We start from the raw sequence: 22,520 nt of genomic DNA on the forward strand, positions 1-22,520 counted from the left end.
CGTCAGGTTCGCGTCTGTGGTCACGGTGCGATGATCGGCGACGCCGTCAAATCCGGTTGGCGCGCGGCCGCGCCGGCAAAGATGCTACCCTCCTCGAACCAGCTTTTCGGCGCGGGCGCGCCCCACAGCGTCTGGCGCTGCGGGTCCTTGAGGTCCCACTTGATCGGCTCCAGATCCGGATCCACCGTCTGGTAGTCCGAGCAGTAGATCTCGATGCGGTGATTGTCAGGATCGCGAACATAGAGGAAGAAGGCGTTGGAAATGCCGTGCCGGCCTGGGCCGCGCTCGATGTTTGCGAGGTAACCGGTCGTCGCCATCAGGTCGAGCAGGTCGATGATGTTGAGCGGTGTCGGCACCCAGAAGGCGACGTGATGCAGGCGCGGACCCACACCGTTGGTGAAGGCGATGTCGTGGACGCCGCCCTTGCGGTGCGTCCAGGCCGCCCACAGCTTTCCGCTAGTGGCATCCTCGGTGTATTCGGTGACGCGGAAGCCAAGCTCGTTGTAGAAGGCGACGGACTCGTCGACGTTGGGCGAGAAGCAGTTGAAGTGGTCGATGCGCAGCGGCTTCACGCCCTTGTAGAGCGCATATTTCTGATGAATCGGCGGCAGCCTTTCCATCTGGGCAAAGAACTCGAGCGGAATGCCGTGCGGGTCGCGGGTGCGGAAGGTGCGCGACTGGTAGGGTCGCTCGACCCACTCCACCGGCAGGCCTTTTGCCTTCAAGAAGTGCTCGGCCTTGTCGAGATCCTCATCCGAGAAAACCTTGAAGCCGAGATCGCGGGCTTCGGCGCTGCCGGCCTTCTTCAGCACGATGCAGTGGTGTCCGCGCTCTTCCAACGCCCTTAGATAGATGGCTTCCGATGTCTCGTCGGTAACCTGCAGGCCGAGCGTGTCGACATAGAAGGCGCGGGATTTCGCAAGGTCGGTGACCGCCAGTTCGACATGGCTGAGGCGCACGATGTTGAAGGCGGGATAGAGGTTTGGTTTGGGCAGTGGCATCCGATGTCCTCCGGTCAGCCGCCGAGTTTCTGGATCGCGTGCGCTGAAGTGGCGAAGGCGATGTTCTTCGTCTCCATGTAGAAATCGAAGGAATGGTCGCCGCCGTCGCGGCCGATGCCCGAATTCTTGACGCCGCCAAACGGCGTCGGCAAATGCCGCACATTCTCCGAATTGACCCAGATCATGCCGGCGTCCAGCGCATCGGTGAAGCGGAAGGCGCGGGTAACATCCGACGTCCAGAGATAGCCGGTCAGGCCGTATTGGGTGTCGTTGGCCAGCGCCAGCGCTTCGGCCTCGTCCTTGAAGGAAATGGCGGTCAGCACCGGCCCGAAAATCTCTTCCTGGGCAATGCGCATCCTGTTGGTGGCGCCGGTAAACAGCGTCGGGCTGACATAGCAGCCACCGCCCGGACCGGCGAACTTGCCGCCGCCGGCGGCTACCACCGCGCCTTCCGATTTGCCGATCTCGATATAGGACAGCACCTTTTCCTCGTGCACCGGATGGATCAGCGGACCGACCACCGTTTTGGGATCGAGCGGATGGCCAACCTTGATGCGCTTTGCCTTCTCCGCGACCAGATCCGTGAATGTGTCGTAGACCGAGGCTTCGACCAGCAGCCGCGACGATGAGGTGCAGCGTTCGCCGTTGAGCGAGTAGATCATGAACACGGCCGCATCCGCCGCACGTTCGAGATCGGCGTCGGCGAAGACGATCACCGGGTTCTTCCCGCCCAGTTCGAAATGCACGCGCTTCAGCGTATCGGCGCCCTGTTTCATGATCATCGAGCCGGTGCGGCTCTCACCGACAAAACCGATCGCCTTGATGTCAGGGTGCTCGGTCAGCGCCTTGCCGGCGTGCTCGCCGAGGCCGTTGACCAGGTTCCACACGCCTTTCGGCAGGCCGGCCTCCTCGGCGATCTCGACCAGCAGGCGAGCGGTCAGCGGCGAAAATTCGGCCGGCTTGTGGACGACGGTGCAGCCTGCCGCCAGCGCCGGCGCGATCTTCCATGTCGACAGCATGAACGGCGTGTTCCACGGCGTGATGATGCCGACCGGGCCGATCGGCACGCGCGTGGTGATGTTGACCTGGCCTGTCGTGCGCAGCGTCTCGCCGTCGCGCGCTTCCGGCGCGCGGTCGGCGAAGAAGCGGAAATTCTCGGCGCCGCGCAGCGCGGCCTTGGCCATGAATTTCAGCGCCTGGCCGGTGTCCATGCACTCGACGAAGGCGATCTCCTCGGCGCGCGCTTCGATCGCATCGGCTATCTTGTGCAGCAGCTTCTTGCGCCCGTCGCCCGGCATGGCGGCCCAGGCCGGGAACGCCGCCTTTGCCGCCTTGGCGGCGCGGTCGATATCGGCGGCGCTGCCACGCGCGACCTTGGCCAGCGGCTTGAGATCGACCGGCGACATGCTCTCGAAGGTCGAGCCATCCACCGCCGGCACCGCTTCGCCGCCGATCTGGTTCAGCACGCCGTCGCGCTTGAAACGGGCCAGATAGGCCTCGGCCTTTTTCAGATTGCCTTCGAGGTCGGACATATCAGCTTCCGTCACTTGCCGCGCAGTCGCGGGTGGATTGCATTTTTCTTCCAGCTCAGTACCGGGTCGATCTCCCTGATCTCCAGGGAAAGAGCGAAATGCGGGGTCTCGAACAGGGGGCCAAGGTATTCGCTCACCGCGGCGAAGACCGCCTCCCCGGTTCGTTTCTTGTCCTGGGCGCTGCGCCCGGTTCCAATGCGAAACGACATGTCGAGGAAAGCGTTTTCCGGCAGGCTGTCGGCGATGGCATAGGCTTCCGCGCGGAAGGCCCGCACCCGCACCGCGCCGGTTTCAAACAGCCCGGTGCCGAGCACGGTGCGCAACACCAGCGCGCACAATTCGCTCATGTCGACCTTGGCATCGAGGTTGGCCGAATACTCGATGGAAAAGTGAGGCACCGCGTCTCGTTCCCCGGATTGTTCCACTGCTGTAATTAACGCGTTAATTACATGCAGCATCCCTGAAGTCAAGACTTGCATCCAAGTTGAGGCGACGATACGGGATGGAAAGGTCAGGTTTTGGCGTGCGGTCCCGCCGACCGCCCGCATCATTGGGGACGCTGCTTCTTGCTGCCTGAAAACACCCGTCGTTCTCTGCCGATGGCGCTGCTCCATGCCCGCGAAGTGGTGATGGCGCGGTTTCGCCCTATGCTGGCGGCGCATGACGTGACCGAACAGCAATGGCGTGTGCTGCGCGTTCTGAGCGAGGCCGGCCCTGTCGAGGCGACGGAACTTGCCGATCGCGCTTCGGTGCTGCCGCCCAGCCTGACACGCATCATCAAGACGCTCGAGGGCCGAAAATTCATCACCCGCAACAAGGCGGAAGGCGATGGCCGCCGTGTCGTGCTGACGATCGCCCCGGCGGGTTCCGCCCTTATCGATGCCTTGTCGCCGGAACGCCTCGTCATCTACCGCGACATCGAACAGCGCTTCGGACATGAGAGGCTCGAGCAATTGCTCGATCTGCTGGAGAGCCTGATCGCCGGCGAGAACTGACTGCTCCCGCTCAGCCGCCAAAGCTGCCAAGCCGCGTCGGCTGCGTGTAATTGCGGTCGACATAAAGCAGCGCCGAGCCGCCGCTGCCGTGCCTGACGTCGATAACGCGGCCGATCATGACATTATGCGTGCCGACTATGTGCACATCCTCGATCTCGCAATCGAAATTGACGATCGCATCGGACAGCGCCGGCGTGCCTGAGGCCAGCGTTTGCCAGCGCGCCGCCGAATAGCGTGCCTCCATGTCCCTGGTCGCGCCGGCGAACTTGCCGGCCAGGTGCATATGGTCATGCGTCAGCACGTTGACGCAGAAGCGCCGGTTGGCGAGGAACATGGCGGCCTGCGTCGAGCGGCCGTTCATGCACACCAGCAGTGTCGGCGGTTCGTCCGACACACTGCACATGGCGGTGGCGGTGAAGCCGCCGCGCCCGGCCGGACCATCTGTCGTGACGATGTTGACCGGCGCGCAGACCCTTGCCATGGCGTCGCGGAAATCGGCCTTCGAAATCTGCGTGGCCATCTGACATCACCCGGCCGTAGAAGCGAGCGGATTGAGCCAGGTATCTCCCGTCCAGCCGTTCTCGTCATAGTCGGCCATGCAGGTGTCGACCAGTTCTTCCATGGCCTTCAGCCGGCCGCCGCGTTCGGCGCCCTTCAGCACCTGCAGCCGCACCTCTTCCGGCGCACCGGCATAGTTGAGTTCGTAGAGCGCGTGGCGGCCGCCGAACTCGGTGCCGGTCGCGTCCCACAACAGTTTCATGATCTTGATGCGCTCGACATGGCCCATGTCGTTGGAACCGCGCACATATTGCGCGAGGTATTTGTCGATCTCGGGATTGTTGAAGTCGCGCACTGATGACGGCAGGTAGATCAACCCAGAAGCGATCACCCGGCGCACCGTGTCGATGACGCGCGGATAGGCTTCCGACATGAAAGTCCGGTAGGCAAGGGCTGCTTCCAGGTTGGGCAGGACAGCGCCATTCGCCCAGGGGATCGGATTGTAGGCCATGGCGTTGGAGAAGCTCCAGAACATGTGCCTGAGCGCGATCACCTCGCCCAGCGCCGCCTGGTTGCCGCGGAAGGCATCGCCGCCGGTGGCGCGCAGCGCCTTTGCCAGCAGGCCGGCGAGGAAGTCGAGCTTGACGGCAAAGCGTGTGCAGCCCTGGAAGCAATAGCCATGCATGAAGCCCGAAGCCGGATGGAAGGACAGGATTTTCTGCGCCTCGCGCAGCACCAGCACGTCCTCCCAGGGGATGAAGACATTGTCGAGCACCAGGATGGCATCGTTCTCGTCGAAGCGCGACGACAACGGATAGTCGAACGGAGCCGCCGCCGTGTTGGCCGTCTGCTCATAGGAGACGCGGCAGAACATCTTTACCCCCGGCGCATTCATCGGCACGATGAACATGACCGACAGCGACGGATCTTCGGTGACCGTCGCCGAACTCTGCGCCAGGAAATTGTAGTGGGTCAGCGCCGAGGACGTCGCCACCACCTTGGCGCCGGAGACATAGATGCCGGCGTCGGTCTCCTTGGTGATGTGGACGAAGACATCCTTCACCTGTTCGGCCGGCTTGTGGCGGTCGATCGGCGGGTTGACGATGGCGTGGTTCATGAACAGCACGGCTTCCTGCGCACGCTTGTGCCAGGCGAGCGCATTGTCCTTGAACGGGCCGTACCAGTCGGCATTGGCGCCGAGCGTGTTCATCAGTGCCGCCTTGTAATCGGGCGTGCGGCCCATCCAGCCATAGGACATGCGTGACCACTCGGCGATCGCGGTCTGCTGGGCCGCGAGTTCGCCGGAGGATTTGGCGACGCGGAAATATTTGTGGGTGTAGCCGCCCGAAGCGGTATCGGTAGGCGAGGTCAGCGTGCCCTGCCGCTTGGGATCGTGCAGCGCATCATAGAGGCGCGCCAGCGACCGCGCCGAATTGCGCATCGCCGGATGGGTGGTGACATCGGCAATGCGCTCGCCGTTGATGTAGACCTCGCGGCCGTCGCGCAAGCTCTCCAGATACTCGGCCCCGGTGAACGGGCGCCCATTGTCGGCACGAAAGTCTTCCGATCGCATGATGTTCCTCCACTTATGGCATCAACTCTAGCGCTCCTGGCAAGGATCGGTTAGGACGTAACGGCAAAACCGATTGGACTTTTTCCGGCGCAATGAGCCTCAATTCCATTCCTGATTTCTTTGTCTATGGCGAGCCGGTGCGGCCGCTCGATGTCGGCTTCCTGCATGTCGAGACGGTGCTTGCGCGCAGCAACATTCATCTCGGCCAGGTTGCCGCGCACAAGCATCCGCAAATGGGCCAGATCACCTACTGGACCAGCGGCTCCGGCACCTACCGCATCGAAGACCAATCCTGGGACTTTTCGGCACCGGCCGTCAGCTTCGTGCCGAGCACCATCGTGCATGGCTTCTCGATCGGGCCCGGCACCGACGCCATCGTCGTTTCGGTCGCCGATGATGCGCTTGCGGCAATAGCCGCTCACAGCCTGCTGCCATTGGACCGGCCGGTCTTTGCCGATAGCCTTCCTCAGCACGTCGCGTGGAAAAGGCTGGCGGCGGTGCTGGAGATGATCGCCGCCGAATATGCCGAGGCGCAGGCCGGCAGTGACAAGACCCTGCCGGCGCTGATCGCCGTCGCGCTCTCGCACATCGCGCGCCTTGGTCCCGAGGTGAAGGATGCCACCGGTTCTTCCGATGCTGCATTGGCGCGCGGCTTGCGCCGTCTGGTCGATGCGCATTTCCGCGACAACTGGCCCGTCGACCGCTACGTGGGGGCGCTGGCCACGACACCGCATCTTCTCGACAAGGCCGCCCATACGGTGCTTGGCAGCGGCGTCAAGCGGCTCATGGGCGAGCGACGGTTGCTGGAGGCCAAGCGGTTGCTGCTGTTCACCGTGCGCACCGTCGAGGACATCGCCTACGAAATCGGCTTCGAAGATCCGGCCTATTTCTCACGCTTCTTCCGGGAGCGGGTTGGCCAGGCGCCCGCCGCCTGGCGCCGCGCGCAGCTGGGGCAGAGTTGAAGCTTCCGCGCCGGCCAGGATCAGGCGTTTGGGCCGACACGCCGGCCAGGCGCAGCGCCGCCGAGTTGATCCACCTGTTGATAGGTGTTGCCGCGCAGCATCACCCCGCGCACGGCGCGGCGCATCGAGATTGATGTCGCCGCGAAACTTGCTGGTGTTTTTTGTCGCTTCCAAACGGTTCGTTATTTGAACCACCATTTTATGTGCTATGAGCGGACTGCAAGGTGGATTGGCTTCCGTCCCATGCGAAGTATCTTGAGGACGCACGATGAGCACAGTCGGCAAAGCGATATCGCTGTTGGAACAGTTCACGCTCGGCGAACCGGAGATCGGCCTGTCCGAGCTCGCCCGCAAAACCGGCCTCGACAAGGCGACGGCGCGGCGCCTGCTGATGGCGCTGGCCGACCACCGCCTGATCGAACAAGAGCCGGCAAGCCGCCGCTACCGGCTCGGCGCCGGCCTGTCGCGGCTGGCCCGGTTTCGCGACGCGCATTTTCCCTTCGTGCGCGTGGCAGCACCTGTGGTTCGCGAGCTGGCGCTGGAAACCGGCGAAACGGTGCATCTGTCGGAATTCAGCGCCGGCGCACTGCTGACGGTCCATGTCGAGCTGTCGGCAAAGGCCAACCGGGTCAATGTCGATGTCGGCCAGGTGCTGCCCTTGCACGGCACCGCCTCCGGCATCGCCTTTCTCGCCGCTTCGCCTCGGGAAGCGGCCGAGGCCTATGTCGACAAGCCGTTGCCGACCTTCACGCCACACACGGTGACGCAGCCCGACAGGCTGATGAAGGCGATCCGGCTTGCCGCCAAGCGCGGCTATTCCTCGAGCTCCCAAGGCTATGAAGAAGGCGTGCACAGCATAGCCGCGGCAATCCTCGGCTCCGATGGGCGTCCTCTCGGTGCGCTCGCGGTGGCCTCGCCTGTGTCACGCGCCGATGACAGCATGGCGGCCAGCCAGGGCGAAGCGGTGATCCAGGCGGTGCGGCTGATTTCAGCGCGCCTGGCCGGCGAAGCCTGACATCTCTACCGTCGCAGGGGAGATGATTAGCGGGTTAAGTTCCCAGCGGCGCACCGGCCTTGCCGCGAGACCGGAACGCTTCGTCTGGGACAGGCGGCTGGAGCGCAGCAAGGAAGAATTGTTGTCGCCCGCCCGAGCGTCGCCCACGATCTCGGAAATCGCCTTTGCTTGCGGGTTCAATTCGAGTGCGCATTTTTCGCGCGCGTTCGAGAGCCGGTACGATGTGGCCCGCGGGAGTTGCGCCAGAGGCTGGGGGCGGGTGCATTAAGGGGTGGGCCGTTTGCCGATCTCGGAGAGCGCCCTAGCTCGCCGAAAGCCGGCATCCGGCAGCAAGTTCTACATATTGGCAGCGGTTGGCCGCACGATCACTTCGTTGACGTCGACGCCATCGGGTTGATCAAGCGCAAAACGGATCGCCCGTGCAATGGCGTCCGGTGTGAGCGACTTCTGCCGCCATTCTTTCAGAGCCGTGGCGACCTGAGGATCGCTGATATCGTCGCCCAGTTCGGTTGCGGTCACTCCGGGGGAGATGATCGTGGCGCGGATGTCGTCATGCTCCTGCCGCAGCCCCTCGGTGATTGCCCAGACGGCATATTTCGTGCCGCAATAGACCGCCGCGGTGGGCAGCACGATATGCGCGCCGACCGAGGCGACATTGACGATATGCCCATTCTTCTGGGCGACGAAGCGCGGCAGCACCGCGGCGATCCCGTTCAGCACGCCGCCGATGTTGACATTGATCATGCGAGACCACTCATCGCGCTTCAGCGCGGCAAGCGGCGACAGCGGCATGACGCCGGCATTGTTGACCAGCACATCGATCTGCCCGAATTCGGCATGAGCGGCATCGGCAAAGGCGTCGAAATTCGCCGCGTCAGTCACGTCGAGTTCGCGCCACGCGACGCCTTTGCCTATTTCTGCGGCCAGCGCCTTGAGCCGCTCGGTGCGGCGGGCCCCGATGAACAGTCTGGCGCCGGCACCGGCAAGTTCCCGAACCGTCGCTTCGCCGATGCCGCTGGAGGCGCCGGTGATGAGTACAACCTTGTCTTTAAGTCCCGTCATGATCGTTCCTTTTTCGCTGCGGTGACGGGGAGATAGATGGCGCGAACCGGCAAAGGCCGGTAGCGTGATCGTCCAAAGAGTTTGCACGATCCTCCAAATGAACTCGAAATGCCTTGCAACATTTCGCGCCATGAAGATTTATGCGGCATGGAGAAAATCAATGAACTCGCCGAGCTGATCACCCGCTTTGCGCCGAAATCTGGCATGGCCGGCACTGCGGTGCCGCGGCTGTCGCTCATTCGCGCCAACCAGCCCAGTGCACCCGTGCCTGCGGTCTACGAGGCGTCGCTTTGCATAATCGCCCAAGGATCGAAGCGCGTCTCGCTGGCCGACCAGAGCGTGGTCTATGACGCATCGAGCTACCTGCTCGTCTCGGTCGACCTGCCGCTGGTCGGGCATGTGTTGGAGGCGAGCCCGGCGGCGCCCTACCTCTGTTGCAAGATAGATTTTGATTCCACCGCGCTGGCCGAACTGCTTGTGAAAGAAGGACGTGCATCCCCCAGCAGGGATCTGCCGGTGTTAGCTGCCTATCCAAGTGACCCCGACCTGATTGATGCCGCCTGTCGGCTTGTCAGGCTGCTCGATCGCCCCGAGAGCGTCACCGTGCTGGCGCCGCTGATCGAACGCGAAATCCTTTACCGGCTCCTCACCGGACCGCACGGTGACACGCTTCGCCAGATGGCGTCGGTGGACAGCCACCTGAACCAGGTCAGCCGCGCCATCGCCACGATCCGCAATCATTTCCAGGCACAACTGCGCATCGAAGAGATTGCGGCGGCATCAGGCATGAGCGCGTCGTCCCTTCATGCCCATTTCAAGGCGATTACGCGCATGACCCCGCTCGAATACCAGAAGCAGCTGCGCCTGCAGGAGGCGCGAAGGATTATGCTTGCCGGCGGCGCAAACGCAGGCACGGCCGGGTTCGCGGTGGGCTATGACAGCCCTTCGCAGTTCAGCCGAGAATATCGTCGCCTGTTCGGTGCGCCGCCCCGGAAAGATATTGACCGCCTTCAGGCAACACCCAGTTCGGCTGCGGCTTATTGAGTTTTCCGAGCGGCATGCGCCAGCCATGGCTGGTCAGGAGCCAGCCGCCTCCAAGTGGCGAAGCGTCCGATCATGCTCGGTAGAACTCCCGGTACCATTCGACAAAGCGCGGAACCCCTATTTCGATCGGGATTTTGGGCTTGAAGCCGGTCGCCTCCTCGAGCGAGCTGACATTGGCAAAAGTTGCCGGAACGTCGCCTGGCTGAAGTGGCCTGAGGTTGCGGTTTGCCTTGCGTCCCAGCGCGTCTTCGAGCACCTCGATCAATCGGTTCAGTTGAACGGGCGAATTGCCGCCGATGTTGTGAATCCTGAACGGGGCGTTGCTGGTCGCTGGGTCTGGCGCGACACTTTTCCACTCAGGATTGGGTGTCGCGGGTTGCTGCATGACGCGGATAATACCTTCGACAATGTCGTCGATATAGGTGAAATCCCGCTGCATGTTGCCATAGTTGAAGACCTCGATCGGCTCGCCGGCGAGGATAGCCTTGGCGAAGATGAACAGCGCCATGTCCGGCCGCCCCCACGGACCATAGACGGTGAAAAAACGCAGCCCGGTGGTCGGCAGTCGAAACAGATGGCTGTATGTGTGCGCCATCAGCTCGTTCGCCTTCTTGCTTGCGGCGTAAAGGCTGAGCGGATGGTCCGCCGGATCGTGCACGGAAAACGGCATGCGGGTGCTGCCGCCATAAATCGAACTCGACGATGCATAGACCAGATGGCCGACGGAGGCCTGCCGGCATCCTTCCAGGATGTTGACAAAGCCGCTGAGGTTGCTTTCCACATAGGCGTGCGGATTGCTGATCGAATAGCGTACGCCGGCTTGCGCCGCGAGATTGACGACAACCTCCGGCGCGGCCGAGAGGAAGAGCTCCGAAATACGGTCCCGCTCCGTGAGATCGGCATGCTCGAAACAAAAATTCGAAAACGCTTTCAGCCGCTCGAGACGAGCCTGCTTCAGGCTGACGTCATAATACTCGTTCATGGAGTCGAGGCCGATAACCTGGCGTCCTTCGGCAAGCAGCCTCAGGCAAAGATGAAACCCTATGAACCCGGCTGCGCCGGTGATCAGTATCGGCCTGCTTGATGTCACTGCATATCCTAGCGTTAATTTCAGGCGAGCTTTACAAGCTCCAGTATTTTATGTTGTCGGGAACTTCATTGGGCTTGATGGCCGACTTGACATCGAACAGTGTCCCCCCCGGCCTGATCATTTGAAAAAGACGCGCTCTTTCGTTGGTGAGATATTGCCTGTGAGGCACCGCCAGAACAAGCGCCTGCAAATCGTTTATCTCATCGAGCGGCAGGATTGTTTCGCCGTGATCACGCCGAGCGGTTTCGACATCGGCAAGGGGATCATGGACTTTGGGGACAATTCCGAACTGCCTTAGTTCCTTGACCATGTCGAAAACGCGGCTGTTGCGCAAATCCGGCACGTCCTCCTTGAATGTCAGCCCGAGAATGCCGACAGAAGCCCCTTTGACGGGCGTGTCAGAACCAATCAGCCGTTTGACAACCTGCTGGGCGACGAAGGCCCCCATGCCGTCATTGATGCGACGTCCGGCGAGGATGATCTGCGGATGGTAACCTTCGGCCTCGGCCTTGGCGGTCAAATAATATGGATCGACGCTGATGCAGTGGCCGCCGACGAACCCCGGTTTGAAGGGAAGGAAGTTCCATTTCGTCGACGCAGCATCAAGAACATCCTGCGTCCGGATATCGAGCCGCTCGAAGATCATTGCCAGTTCGTTCATCAGCGCGATGTTCAGATCGCGCTGGGTGTTCTCGATAACCTTCGCTGCCTCGGCCACCTTGATCGACGGGGCGCGGTAGACGCCGGCATCGATGATACGGCCATAAACGTTCGCGATGCGCTCCAGCGTCTCGTTATTCTCGCCGGAGACGACTTTGACGATCTTTTGCAGCGAGTGTTCCCGATCGCCGGGGTTGGCGCGTTCGGGCGAATAGCCGAGGGCAAAGTCGCGGGGATGTCGCAGGCCGGAAACCTGCTCGATGATCGGCCCACAGAAATCTTCGGTCACACCTGGATAGACTGTCGACTCAAAAACGACGACGGCGCCTTTGCTCACCGCCTCGCCGACGAGTTCGGACGCCAGTTTCAAAGAAGCTAGATCGGGAGCGCGATTTGCGTCGATAGGGGTTGGCACGGCAACGATGAAGAAAGTAGCGCCTTTCAACATCTCCCGATCGGTGGTCAGCCCTATCGAGGTCTCCTTGAGCGCCGTTGCGTCAACTTCCCCCGTACGATCGACGCCGCCACGCAATTCCCCGATCCGACGCTCGCTGATGTCAAAAGCTATGGTGCCGGGGAAAACCTTCCCAAAGGCAATGGCTACCGGCAGGCCGACATAACCCAGGCCGATAACTGCAATGCGTTCGGACATCCGTGGGGTTCCTCGAGCCACCTGTTGAGCCGACGTGCTTGTATGGCAGCCTGTTGGCCAATTCAACGATGCTCTATCGCGAAGAGGAATGTCTCACGAAAAATGGTCGTTGCCATTTTCATGTTGCCATCCGCCGATGCCATCGATGTTGTGGATAAAATCCAGCAGGACCGGGTTTCGAGCCACTCTCTGCTGCGGATTGGGGTGAACCGTCAGGTTCTGCCGGCCATCTACGCAGCGGCGGCCCTGACGACAGGGCTGATATTCTCTGCTGCCAATCCATAGGCCACTATCGGCCTCAATCGTGCCTTCTGATCAAACCAAATGCCCGGATCGGAATTCGCATCGGCACCGAGCGGATCTGCGAAATTTCAGTTTGGTCCATGTGCATTGGCTGCGGACACGTCGTATCCTGCGTGTGGCGACCGATATCTGGTCGATCAGCATTTGCCTGGGAGCAGAAATTGGCCAGACTCTATGACAGCCGCAGACGCATTCTCGTTACCGGGGGCGCAGGGTTTATCGGCTCGCATCTTATTGACCGCCTGTTGGAACGAGGCGACGAAATCTTGTGTGTCGACAACCTTTTCACCGGATCAAAGCGCAATATCGACCATTTGGCCAAGCATCCCCGCTTCGAATTCATGCGCCATGACGTGACCTTTCCGCTCTACGTCGAAGTCGATGAGATTTACAACCTGGCGTGTCCGGCCTCGCCTGTTCACTACCAGTACGACCCGGTTCAGACGATCAAGACCGCCGTGCACGGCGCCATCAATGTTCTTGGACTGGCAAAGCGGCTGAAATGCAAAGTCTTTCAGGCCTCCACCAGTGAGGTCTATGGTGACGCGTCTGTGCATCCGCAGCCCGAGAGTTACTGGGGCAATGTAAACCCGATCGGGCCGCGCTCATGCTACGATGAAGGCAAACGCTGCGCCGAAACGCTGTTCTTCGACTATCACCGACAACATGGCTTGTGGGTCAAGGTCGCGCGGATTTTCAATACGTTCGGGCCGCGCATGCACCCGGCAGACGGCAGGGTTGTCTCAAATTTCATCGTGCAGGCGCTTCGTGGTGAACCGATAACCATTTTCGGCGACGGCTCACAGACAAGGTCGTTTTGCTACGTCGACGACCTGGTGAGCGGCATGCTGCGCCTCATGGATACGGGGCCGGAGGTGACCGGTCCAGTAAACATCGGCAATCCAAGGGAAGTAACGATCCGGCGCTTGGCCGAACTGACGACGCAGATGACCGGATCAGGTTCGGATATAATTTACCGCGATCTTCCGCAAGACGATCCGCGGCACCGCCAGCCCGATATCACCCTTGCCAAAAGGCTTGTCGGCTGGGAGCCGACGGTGACTTTGGAAGCCGGGCTGCAACAGACGATCGACTATTTCAAAGCCCTGCTGCCGAAGGTTTCCACAAACTCGCCTTGACCCGGCACCGCAGTGCAACCGTCAAGTCTGACCGATCACCGTCGTGGTAGCGACGCCTTTTGCAGTCGACTCCGGTAGGCTTGAAGTTTTTTGAATTCTAATTATTTTAAGCTTGAAATTATTTGAAGAACCCCATGGCGCTTCATCCGTCCGAGCCGGGACACCGGCATTTGGCGGAGAGCAGAAGGAGGAGGAAGATTTGCCGTCGTTCCGGGATAAAACTCCATGAACACAGCACGATTTTCCGAGAGTGTCACAGGCAAGATCGTCGATGGCGTTCTCGTCGTCACGATCGAAAATCCGCCGGTCAACGCGCTGTCCTTCCATGTCAGGGCCGGACTGATGGCTGCGCTTGGGCGTGCGGCGTTGGATGAAGTGTCTGCCGTGGTGCTGACCGCCATTGGGCGCACCTTCATCGGTGGCGCCGATATCAAGGAATTCGGCAAGCCCGCTATCGAGCCCACACTGCCTGAAGTGATCGAAGCGATCGAGAGCTTCGCGAAACCCGTCGTCGCGGCAGTTGGCGGCGCGGCGCTCGGCGGCGGCTGCGAGATTGCGCTGGCCTGCCACTACCGGGTGGCCAGCAAGGCGGCCAGCTTCGGCCTGCCCGAGGTCAAGCTCGGGTTAGTGCCTGGGGCCGGCGGAACCCAACGCCTGCCCCGCCTCATCGGCACGGTCGCCGCAATCGACCTGATCGGCACGGGTCGGCCCGCGAAAGCCGACGAAGCGCTCACTCTCGGTCTGATCGATGCCATTGCAGACGATCTTCCCGAAGGCGCGCTCGATGTCGCCCGCCGTCTCGTTGGCCAACCGCTGTGGCGCACGGGCGCGCTTTCCGTCCCGCGCTCGCAACCTGAGGCCGACGCGGCAGCCGCAAAGAAGGTACTTTCCCGCAACCGAGGGCAGATGGCGCCTGCAGAAGCCGTGAGACTGGTCCAGGCCGCGTCCACGGCCAAACTTGAGGACGGTCTTGCGGACGAACGCGCGACCTTCCTGCGCCTCCGGGATTCTCGCGAAGCGGCAGCGTTGCGCCACGTCTTCTTTGCCGAGAGGCAAGCCAGCAAAGTCGACAGGCTGGAGGGTGTCACGCCTCGCAAGGTCGAGACCGTCGGTATCGTCGGAACCGGCCTGATGGGTGCAGGCATCGCGGTCTCGGCCTTGAATGCCGGCTATCGCGTAATCGGCATCGAGCAGAACGACGACGCCGCGGCAAAAGGATACGAGCGTATCGCCGGGCTTCTCGACAAGTCGGTCCAATCCGGCCGTCTCACCGATCATGCGCGCAGGGAGGCGCTGAGCCGGTTTGAAGCGGCCAGCGACGCCGGCAGGCTGGTGCAGGCCGATCTGGTCATCGAGGCAGTGTTCGACGATCTCGCGGTAAAAACCGAACTCTTCCGGAAGCTCGAACGTATCGTCCGCCCGGACGCCATCCTTGCGACCAACACCAGCTACCTCAACCCCGACGAGATCGCCTCTGCAACCGCCCGGCCCGAACGGATCGTCGGCCTGCATTTTTTCTCCCCGGCCAACGTCATGCGGCTCACCGAAGTGGTGGATTGCGCGGCGACGGCGCCCGATGTGCTCGCCTCGGCGATCGCCTTCGTCAGGAAGCTCGGCAAGCTGCCTGTCGTGTGCGGCGTTACCGAGGGTTTCATCGGCAACCGCATCTATTCGGCCTACCGCCGCGAGGCGGAGTTCATGGTGGAGGATGGCGCAGCACCCGATGAGGTGGATGCCGCGCTGGAGGCCTGGGGCTTTCCGATGGGGATCTTCGCGGTCAACGATATGGCTGGGCTGGAGATAGCCTGGGCGCGGCGCAAGCGACAGGCGGCGATGCGCGATCCGCAAGCACGTTATGTCGAAATCGCCGACCGGCTGTGCGAGGCCGGCCGCTTCGGCCGCAAGACCGGGCGCGGCTGGTACGATTATTCCGACGGCGAGCGCAGGAGCGACCCGCAAGTGGCCGCGCTGATCGAGGCCGTTCGGGCGGCCAAGGACATCGTGCCGCGCCGCTTTTCGCCCGATGAGATCGTCACGCGCTTGCTGGCGGCAATGGCCGAAGAGGGCAAGGCCTTGCTTGCCGAAGGCATCGCGGCGCGTGCCTCCGACATCGATCTGGTGATGATCAACGGCTATGGCTTCCCGGCCCACAAGGGCGGGCCGATGTTCCGCGCCGGAGAGGTTTAAGGACCAGCTACGACAGCCTTGCGATGACGGCGCGCAGTGCCTCGCCGAAACGCCTGACCTCGTCGACCGTGTTGTAATGGACCAGCGAGGCGCGGATGGCGCCGCTGTCCATCGACAGGTTGAGACGCTTCATCAGCCGGGGCGCATACATATGGCCGTCGCGGATGCCGATCTGCATGTCAGCCATTTCCTCGACGATCCGCTGCGGCGACAGCTTGCCGATGTTGAAGCAGAATGTCGGCACGCGTTCGTTGATGCGGGCTTCCTCGGCGACGCCGTAGATCGTGGCATTGCATCCCTTGAGCACGGCGAGCATCTCACGCGCCAGGAGCACTTCGTAATCGCGGATGGCGCCCATGCCGGCAACGATGTTGTCGCGCCGCGAGCGGTTGTTGGAGGGCGCCAGATTGCGGCCGATCAGTTCCAGGTACTGCACTGCGGCATCCATGCCCGAGACGTTCTCGTAGATGAAGGTGCCTGCCTCGACCTTGTAAGGCGGCTCGTCGGGGATGAAATCCTCGCGGAAGGTCGGCAGCCGCTTCAGCGTTTCGAAGCGGCCCCACAGAAAGCCCATATGCGGCGAGAAATTCTTGTAGCCGGAGCAGACGAGATAATCACAGTCCCAGGCCTGCACGTCGATCAGCCCGTGCGGTCCGTAATGCACGCAGTCAAGGAACACTTCGGCGCCGGCCGCATGCGCGATCGCGGCCACCGAAGCGACGTCGACGATCGAGCCGATCGAATGCGCGGTCACCGTGCAGGCGACGAGACGGGTGCGATCGGAAACCAGCGGCTTGAGGTCGTCGACATGCAGGTTGCCGTCCTCGCGCATGCGCCACCATTTGAACTTGGCTCCGGCGGGCTCCAGCGCCAGCCACGTGGCGATGTTGGCGTCGTGGTCCATATCGGTGATGACGATCTCGTCGCGCTCTGTGTCCTTGGCCAGCATCTGGCCGATGCCGAGGCTGACCAGGCGAATGAACGAGGTGGCGTTCATGCCGAAGCAGATTTCCGACGGACTGTAGGCGTTGATCAGCAAGGCCACGCTCGTCCGAGCATCCGCAACCGATTGGTCGACCGTGACCGAGCGCCCATAGCGACCACCACGCTGCACATTGTGCGAGACCAGGTGATTGGTCACCGCGTCGAGCACGCTCTGCGGGATCTGCGCGCCGGCGGCGTTGTCCATGAAGATGAAATCACCGGCGCGCTGCAAGGCCGGAAACATGGCGCGGATGGTGTCGACCGGAAAGCCGCCGGCGGCTTGGGAATTGCTCAACTGTATCTCCTGCGAATGGCTTGGGAAGCGGGACGGTTGATGAGGTCAGCGCGTCTTCTCGGTCTTGAAGCGGTCTTCGAGCAGGCTGACGAGGCGGACCATGGGCCAGAGGAAGATGAGATAGACCAAAGCGGCGCCGATCAGCGGCGAGGGATTGGCATAGAGCGATTGCGCGTTGGTCGCTTCCTTCAACAGTTCCGGCAGCGCAACGGTGGAAGCGAGCGACGTGTCCTTGAACATCGAGACGCAATTGCTGGTCATCGGCGGGATGACGACGCGGATCGCCTGCGGCAGCACCACCTTGCGCAAGGTCAAAAGGAAAGGCAGGCCGAGCGCCTGTGCTGCCTCGAATTGGCCTTTCGGAATGCTCTCAATGCCGGAGCGGAACACTTCTGCCGAATAGGCCGACATGATGATGGCGAACGCCGTCACGGCGGAGGCCCAGGACGACAGACGGATGCCGAGGAAGGGCAGCGCATAGTAGATCAGGATCAGCACCACCAGCACCGGCAGGGCGCGGAAGATGTCGGTGTAGCCGACCGCCAGCCAGCGCAGCGGCTTCGGCGCATAGAGCCGCAACAGGCTGATCCCCAGGCCGATGGGAATGCCGATGCCGATACTCAAAATGCCGAGCAGCAGCGTGTTCAGGAAGCCACGCAACAGCGCCGGCAGGCTGGACATGATCACGTCAGGATTGAAGAAGGTGTCGATCAGCGACATGGGAGCGTTCCCGAACCCCAGAGCAAAGGATGCTCAAGTTAAAACCAATCGACCTTGCCTCCGATGAGGCTATCCGTGTGGCAGCAGGCGCCGGAGCGTGAAATGAATCGTGCCGGCCTGGGAGCCGGCACGATTTAAGTGCATTGCCGGTCAGGCCTTGGGCAGCGGCATTTCCTTGACCGTCGAGGAATCGGCTGGCGCGTCGCTGCCGAACCACTTCTTGTGGATCGCGGCCAGCGTTCCGTCCTTCTTCATCGCGGTCAGCGCGTCGTTCAGCTTGCCGAGCAGCGGATGGTCCTTGCTCATCATCAGGCCGTACTGTTCGCCGGTCTTGATGCGCTGCTTAACCTTCAGGTCCTTCATCTTGGTGAAGGAGTATTCCATGCCCGGAATATCGCTGACGGCGGCGTCCACGCGGCCCGCGCTGAGGTCGAGCAGAAGATTCTGCTGCGTGTCATAGCCCTTCACGTCGCTGTAGCCGTCAGCCTCCTGATGCGCCTTGACCCAGGTCTCGCCGGTCGAGCCTGAAAGCACGCCGACGATCTTGCCCTTGAGGTCGGCCTCGGTGTTAACAGCGCTATCGGTCTTCGTCGCAATGCCCATGTCGGAGTCATAATAGGGCTGGGTGAAGGACAGCGTTTTCAGTCGCTCCGGCGTGATGGTGATCGAGGAGATCGCGACATCGATGCGGTTGGAACTGACAGCCGCGAACAGCGCCTGGAAGCCGAGGTCGGCAATGTCGGTGGTCATGCCGGCACGCTTGGCCGCTTCGTTGACGATGTCGACTTCAAAGCCCTCGAAAGTGCCGCTCTCGTTCTTGTATTCGAAGGGCGGATTGGTCGGGTAGGCGCCGACATTGAGCACATCGGCGGCAAAGGCGGTGGCCGGGCCGGCAGCGATGCCGATCGTGGCGGCGAGAAGAAGCAGGTTGCGACGAGTGAAGCTCATTTTGTGTTCCCTCTGGTTGTTGATCGGGCGGGTTTGCTCCCGCACGGTTTGTTGCCGTCCCACCTCCCAGCGGGGCGTCAATTCATGGCGGCGACCATGCGCTCGAGCGCGGTCGCTATCTGGTCGCGTTCACGGCACACGCACATCCGCAGGAAGGCCGCTGCCGAATTTCCAAAGAGGTGGCCGGGAGCCAGCCCGACGCGCGCCGTCTCCAGTATCCTGGCGCAGGCCTGCCGGGCGTCGCTTTCGCCGTTCATGGCAAAGAAGGCATACATGCCTCCGCGCGGTTTCGTCGGCAGGATGATGCCGGGAATCTGGGCCAGCCTGTCATAGGCAAGGTCGAGGCCGGTTTTGATCCGCTGCCTGATCTCCTCGACCAGCGGCTCGCCTTGGCGGATGGCGGCGACAGCGCCTGCCTGGATAGGCGCGGCGGTGCCGCTGTTGATGTACTGCGTCATGGCGCCAAGCTGGTCGGCCACCCCCGACGGATGCGTCAGCCAGCCGATGCGCCAGCCGGTCATCGCCCACGCCTTCGAAAAACTGTTGACCGACAGCACCCGGTCGCCATCCTCGGCGATCTGCAGGATGGAAGGAGCAACATTGCCGTCGAAATAGAGCCGGCCATAGACCTCGTCGGAGATGATCCAGATGCCGGTGCGCCGGCTGAAGTCGAGCAGCGCCTGCATCTCCTCGCGCGACGCGGTCCAGCCGGTCGGGTTGGACGGCGTCGACAGGAAGATCGCGCGTGTGCGCGCATCGCAAGTGGCGAACAGCCGGTCGAGATCGAGATGCCAGTCGCCCTTGAAGTCGAGCGAAAACGGCCTTGGCTCGCCGCCGATCAGATGGATGGCGTTGTGGATGTTGGGCCATTGCGGCGCGACATAGACGACGTTGCTGCCGGTATCGACCAGCAGTTCCAGCGCCAGGTACAGCGCCTGCATGCCGCCGGGCGTGACCGTGGTGCGCGCAATCGGGATCGTCCGGCCGTGAATGCGCGTTTGGTATTCCGACAGCGCCTCGTTCAGTAGGGGGTGCCCACGCATGTTAGGGACGTAGAACGTCTGGCCTTCATCGAAGGCGGCCTTCGCCGCGTCGCGGATGAAAGCGGGCGTCACCATGTCGCCTTCGCCGTACCAGAGCGCGATCACGTCGCCCAGTTCTCGGGCGCGCACGGCAAGGTTGGCAATGTTTTCGGTGTGCAGGTCACGGATCTGGGCACGTACGCCGTCGAAAGCATAACGCGCGCTGGACGATGACTGGGGCAGTATGAACGACAAGGACTGAAACCCCTCCCACCCGGAGCACCGCGACGGACTGCCCGGCAAGCCCCACCGGCACGACAGTCGCCATCGAGTTTGGATGCTATCCAATGTGCTGCGCTTTTCAAGGAAAAAGTTTTAAGCTTAAAAAGTTTTTGCCCGATCCCGCCCGTCTACCGCAGCTCGGCGCGCGCAGCGGTGCAGTTGGCCGTAGCGCCGGCGCCAAGAAACATCGTATCGCTGGCCAGCACGAAGAAGCTCGCGCCGATAGCGGCCCACTGGCTGATCGTCTGTGGGCTGGCGCAAAATATACCCGATGTCTTGCCATGCGCGACGGTCGCGCGGATGATCCTTGTGATCGCCTCATTGAGCTTGTCCACGCCTTTCGGCCCGATCGCATCGATCGACACGGAGAGATCGCCGGGGCCGACGAAGACCACATCGATGCCGTCTATGGCCGCGATCGCCTCGATGTTGGCCAGCCCCTCCGATGTCTCGACCTGGACCGCGACGACCACCCTGTCATTGGCCGCGGCCAGATATTCGGGAATGCGATAGCCATAGCCGGCCGCGCGGCCAGGCCCGACGCCGCGCTCGCCCAGCGGCGGATAGCGCGAGGCCTTCACCGCCGCCTCGGCCTGAGCAGCGGTCGAGACGCGCGGCACGAGCACGCCTTGTGCGCCGCTGTCGAGCGCCGCCTGGATAGCTTCCGGCGCATGACCGGGAACACGCACCATGGCCGGCACGCGATGCACGTCGGCCGCGCGCACCATGGTTTCGATCGTGTCGCGCGCGATCTGGGCATGTTCCCAGTCGATGCAGACGAAGTCGAGGCCGGTGAGCGCCATCACTTCGACGGCGACGGGATGGGGAATAGCGGCGAAGGAGCCGACGAGATTGGTCTTGCCGATGCACTTCTGACGGAACGCGCTCATATCCATCCCCCTTTTTTCCCCTCCGAATTGATATCCGCAATCGGCGGCGAGGCGAAGCTATTTCAGGCTTGAAATATTTTTGCGCGGGCCTAGCGTGTCGGTCTCCCGCCACGAGTTCCCATGATGATCAAAACGCATCCCCTGCACGGCTCGAACAAACTGAAGCTCGGCGTCTTTTCGACCAATGCCGATGGCGGTCTGGCCATCACCGATGTGCCGGAACGCTGGACGGCAAGCTGGCAGGACAATCTGACGGCGGCGCAGATCGCCGACCGCGCCGGGCTGGAATTTATGCTTCCGATCGCGCGCTGGCGTGGCTTTGGCGGCCGCAACAAGGTGCGCGAATGGTCGTTCGAGACCTTCACCTGGGCAGCAGCTCTGGCGGTGGCCACCGAGCAGATCGGCCTGTTCATGACCGTGCATGTGCCGCTGGTGCATCCGCTCTATGCCGCCAAGGCGCTGGCAACTGTCGACCATATCAGCCAGGGCCGCGCCGGCTTGAACATCGTCTGCGGCTGGAACCCGAAGGAATTCGGCATGTTCGGCACGCCTTTGGTCGAGAAGGGCTACGACCAGGCCGCCGAATGGATCGAAATCCTGGAAAAGCTCTACGCCTCGGACCAGCCTCTGGACTATGAAGGCACATACTATCGCCTCAAGGAGGCGGTGAGCCGGCCGGCGAGCCTGCAGGTTCCACGCCCGGTGACCATGAACGCTGCTTTCGGTGGCCCGGGCCGGGATTTCGCCGCCGCCCGATGCGATTATCTGTTCACGACCTTTTCGGAAATGAGCGATGCCGGCAAGCATGTCGCCGACATCAGCGAGCGGGCCGACAAGGTTGGCCGCAACGTCGGCGTCTACACGGTGGCGCATGTCGTCTGCCGTCCAACCATGGAAGAGGCGCAGGCCTACTACACGCGCTATGCCGTCGATCTGGTCGACCACGATGCGGTCGATGCTCATATGGCAGGCAAGAAGGAGTTCTCGCAGTCGCATGACCCGCATGCCTATGACCGCTACTGGCAGCGTTTCGCCGGCGGCGCCGGCACCTACCCGCTGGTTGGAACGCCGGAAACGATTGCCGCCGAGATGGCGGCAATAGCCGGGCATGGCTACCAGGGCATCGCGCTGTCGTTCGTCAACTACACCCAGGAACTGCCCTATTTCTGCGACCACGTATTGCCGCTGCTGAAGCGGGCGGGGCTGCGCTGCTGACAATCCGGGAATAACGAATTCGTTAATCCGGAATGACGGCGGTTGCCTGAATTTCGATCTTGGCGCGATCTTCCACCAGCGCCACCACCTGCATGGCGGCCATCGCTGGGAAATGCCGGCCGATCACCTCGCGATAGGCCTCGCCTATACCCTTGAGATTGCCGAGATATTCGGCCTTGTCGGTGAAATACCAGGTCATCGTGGTGATGTGCCGTGGCTCCGCGCCGGCTTCCGCCAGCACGGCGACGATGTTTTGCAGCGTCTGCCGCACCTGGCCGGCGAAATCGTCGGTCTCGAACTGGCACTGCCCGTTCCAGCCGACCTGTCCGCCCACGAAGACGAGCCTGCCGCGCGCGGCAATGCCGTTGGCGTAGCCGACCGGTTTCGCCCAGCCCTCCGGCTGCAGGATCTCGTGCATTTTCAAGCCTCCCCGGTATTCTTAAAGATCAAT

General features: G+C 62.2%; 23 protein-coding genes. 9 read left to right on the forward strand and 14 right to left on the reverse strand.

What is annotated here, in order from left to right; translation table 11 throughout:
• Positions 1 to 20 precede the first annotated feature (20 nt).
• From hpaD to NKH35_RS08150, 3 genes are read right to left on the reverse strand one after another with little or no spacing between them, the layout of a single operon-like run.
• Positions 21 to 1,001, reverse strand: coding sequence for a 3,4-dihydroxyphenylacetate 2,3-dioxygenase (gene hpaD / locus NKH35_RS08140; RefSeq protein ID WP_352914089.1), 981 nt, complete (start codon positions 999 to 1,001; stop codon positions 21 to 23).
• A 14-nt stretch (positions 1,002 to 1,015) separates the two neighbouring features.
• Complete coding sequence (gene hpaE / locus NKH35_RS08145) at positions 1,016 to 2,533, reverse strand: 5-carboxymethyl-2-hydroxymuconate semialdehyde dehydrogenase (protein WP_023667828.1); 1,518 nt, start codon at positions 2,531 to 2,533, stop codon at positions 1,016 to 1,018.
• An 11-nt stretch (positions 2,534 to 2,544) separates the two neighbouring features.
• On the reverse strand, positions 2,545 to 2,931 hold the full coding sequence (locus NKH35_RS08150; protein ID WP_023686935.1) for a 5-carboxymethyl-2-hydroxymuconate Delta-isomerase: 387 nt from the start codon (positions 2,929 to 2,931) through the stop codon (positions 2,545 to 2,547).
• A 201-nt stretch (positions 2,932 to 3,132) separates the two neighbouring features.
• On the opposite strand from NKH35_RS08150, the gene hpaR reads away from it, so the two are divergent.
• Entirely contained in the window at positions 3,133 to 3,528 is a 396-nt protein-coding gene (gene hpaR, locus NKH35_RS08155) for a homoprotocatechuate degradation operon regulator HpaR (RefSeq protein WP_023695202.1), read from the forward strand.
• A gap of 10 nt (positions 3,529 to 3,538) precedes the next feature.
• Here the strand turns inward: hpaR and NKH35_RS08160 are convergent, their stop codons facing one another.
• Positions 3,539 to 4,048 (reverse strand): flavin reductase, encoded by a 510-nt coding sequence (locus NKH35_RS08160; protein ID WP_023692271.1) that lies wholly within the window; start codon positions 4,046 to 4,048, stop codon positions 3,539 to 3,541.
• Between the two features lie 6 nt (positions 4,049 to 4,054).
• A complete protein-coding gene (locus NKH35_RS08165; RefSeq protein ID WP_023825931.1) occupies positions 4,055 to 5,599 on the reverse strand; it encodes a 4-hydroxyphenylacetate 3-hydroxylase N-terminal domain-containing protein in 1,545 nt (514 codons plus the stop codon).
• A 92-nt stretch (positions 5,600 to 5,691) separates the two neighbouring features.
• Here NKH35_RS08165 and NKH35_RS08170 point away from each other — a divergent pair, with 92 nt between their 5' ends.
• The 3 genes from NKH35_RS08170 to NKH35_RS08180 all read left to right on the forward strand — a co-directional run bounded on the left by NKH35_RS08170 (position 5,692) and on the right by NKH35_RS08180 (position 7,844).
• The gene (locus NKH35_RS08170; protein ID WP_023699850.1) at positions 5,692 to 6,561 is read left to right on the forward strand and encodes a helix-turn-helix domain-containing protein; all 870 of its coding nucleotides are present in this window, start codon (positions 5,692 to 5,694) and stop codon (positions 6,559 to 6,561) included.
• A 268-nt stretch (positions 6,562 to 6,829) separates the two neighbouring features.
• On the forward strand, positions 6,830 to 7,576 hold the full coding sequence (locus NKH35_RS08175) for an IclR family transcriptional regulator (RefSeq protein WP_023825929.1): 747 nt from the start codon (positions 6,830 to 6,832) through the stop codon (positions 7,574 to 7,576).
• A gap of 22 nt (positions 7,577 to 7,598) precedes the next feature.
• The gene (locus NKH35_RS08180; RefSeq protein ID WP_081731529.1) at positions 7,599 to 7,844 is read left to right on the forward strand and encodes a helix-turn-helix domain-containing protein; all 246 of its coding nucleotides are present in this window, start codon (positions 7,599 to 7,601) and stop codon (positions 7,842 to 7,844) included.
• Positions 7,845 to 7,912: 68 nt separating this feature from the next.
• Here the strand turns inward: NKH35_RS08180 and NKH35_RS08185 are convergent, their stop codons facing one another.
• Entirely contained in the window at positions 7,913 to 8,638 is a 726-nt protein-coding gene (locus NKH35_RS08185) for an SDR family oxidoreductase (protein WP_023682721.1), read from the reverse strand.
• 147 nt (positions 8,639 to 8,785) lie between these two features.
• Here NKH35_RS08185 and NKH35_RS08190 point away from each other — a divergent pair, with 147 nt between their 5' ends.
• On the forward strand, positions 8,786 to 9,682 hold the full coding sequence (locus NKH35_RS08190) for an AraC family transcriptional regulator (RefSeq protein WP_023667819.1): 897 nt from the start codon (positions 8,786 to 8,788) through the stop codon (positions 9,680 to 9,682).
• A gap of 70 nt (positions 9,683 to 9,752) precedes the next feature.
• On the opposite strand, the gene NKH35_RS08195 is transcribed toward NKH35_RS08190, so the two are convergent.
• Positions 9,753 to 10,772: an NAD-dependent epimerase gene (locus NKH35_RS08195; RefSeq protein ID WP_023834918.1), complete on the reverse strand. Its 1,020-nt coding sequence runs from the start codon at positions 10,770 to 10,772 to the stop codon at positions 9,753 to 9,755.
• A 31-nt stretch (positions 10,773 to 10,803) separates the two neighbouring features.
• Complete coding sequence (locus NKH35_RS08200) at positions 10,804 to 12,084, reverse strand: nucleotide sugar dehydrogenase (RefSeq protein ID WP_023710049.1); 1,281 nt, start codon at positions 12,082 to 12,084, stop codon at positions 10,804 to 10,806.
• A gap of 102 nt (positions 12,085 to 12,186) precedes the next feature.
• Here NKH35_RS08200 and NKH35_RS08205 point away from each other — a divergent pair, with 102 nt between their 5' ends.
• The 3 genes from NKH35_RS08205 (at position 12,187) to NKH35_RS08215 (ending at position 15,713) form a co-directional block, all read left to right on the forward strand.
• Positions 12,187 to 12,369 (forward strand): hypothetical protein, encoded by a 183-nt coding sequence (locus NKH35_RS08205; RefSeq protein WP_023667816.1) that lies wholly within the window; start codon positions 12,187 to 12,189, stop codon positions 12,367 to 12,369.
• 179 nt (positions 12,370 to 12,548) lie between these two features.
• Positions 12,549 to 13,526, forward strand: coding sequence for a UDP-glucuronic acid decarboxylase family protein (locus NKH35_RS08210; RefSeq protein WP_023667815.1), 978 nt, complete (start codon positions 12,549 to 12,551; stop codon positions 13,524 to 13,526).
• Between the two features lie 225 nt (positions 13,527 to 13,751).
• On the forward strand, positions 13,752 to 15,713 hold the full coding sequence (locus tag NKH35_RS08215; RefSeq protein WP_352914095.1) for a 3-hydroxyacyl-CoA dehydrogenase NAD-binding domain-containing protein: 1,962 nt from the start codon (positions 13,752 to 13,754) through the stop codon (positions 15,711 to 15,713).
• A gap of 7 nt (positions 15,714 to 15,720) precedes the next feature.
• Here NKH35_RS08215 and NKH35_RS08220 read toward each other — a convergent pair whose 3' ends face one another.
• The 5 genes from NKH35_RS08220 to NKH35_RS08240 form a co-directional block, all read right to left on the reverse strand.
• The gene (locus NKH35_RS08220) at positions 15,721 to 16,992 is read right to left on the reverse strand and encodes a cysteine desulfurase-like protein (protein WP_023682725.1); all 1,272 of its coding nucleotides are present in this window, start codon (positions 16,990 to 16,992) and stop codon (positions 15,721 to 15,723) included.
• Between the two features lie 45 nt (positions 16,993 to 17,037).
• Positions 17,038 to 17,712 carry an amino acid ABC transporter permease gene (locus NKH35_RS08225; protein ID WP_023667812.1) on the reverse strand — a complete coding sequence of 225 codons (675 nt, stop codon included), beginning with the start codon at positions 17,710 to 17,712 and terminating at the stop codon, positions 17,038 to 17,040.
• A gap of 150 nt (positions 17,713 to 17,862) precedes the next feature.
• The gene (locus NKH35_RS08230) at positions 17,863 to 18,660 is read right to left on the reverse strand and encodes an ABC transporter substrate-binding protein (RefSeq protein WP_023682726.1); all 798 of its coding nucleotides are present in this window, start codon (positions 18,658 to 18,660) and stop codon (positions 17,863 to 17,865) included.
• A gap of 77 nt (positions 18,661 to 18,737) precedes the next feature.
• A complete protein-coding gene (locus NKH35_RS08235) occupies positions 18,738 to 19,937 on the reverse strand; it encodes a pyridoxal phosphate-dependent aminotransferase (RefSeq protein WP_023682727.1) in 1,200 nt (399 codons plus the stop codon).
• Positions 19,938 to 20,092: 155 nt separating this feature from the next.
• Complete coding sequence (locus NKH35_RS08240; protein WP_352914098.1) at positions 20,093 to 20,854, reverse strand: HpcH/HpaI aldolase family protein; 762 nt, start codon at positions 20,852 to 20,854, stop codon at positions 20,093 to 20,095.
• 123 nt (positions 20,855 to 20,977) lie between these two features.
• Here NKH35_RS08240 and NKH35_RS08245 point away from each other — a divergent pair, with 123 nt between their 5' ends.
• Positions 20,978 to 22,069, forward strand: a complete 1,092-nt coding sequence (locus tag NKH35_RS08245) for an LLM class flavin-dependent oxidoreductase (RefSeq protein ID WP_352914170.1) — start codon at positions 20,978 to 20,980, stop codon at positions 22,067 to 22,069.
• A 22-nt stretch (positions 22,070 to 22,091) separates the two neighbouring features.
• Here the strand turns inward: NKH35_RS08245 and NKH35_RS08250 are convergent, their stop codons facing one another.
• Positions 22,092 to 22,487: a RidA family protein gene (locus NKH35_RS08250; RefSeq protein ID WP_023682729.1), complete on the reverse strand. Its 396-nt coding sequence runs from the start codon at positions 22,485 to 22,487 to the stop codon at positions 22,092 to 22,094.
• Positions 22,488 to 22,520: the final 33 nt, after the last annotated feature.

This window comes from Mesorhizobium sp. M1143 (assembly GCF_040318435.1).
GTDB lineage: Bacteria > Pseudomonadota > Alphaproteobacteria > Rhizobiales > Rhizobiaceae > Mesorhizobium.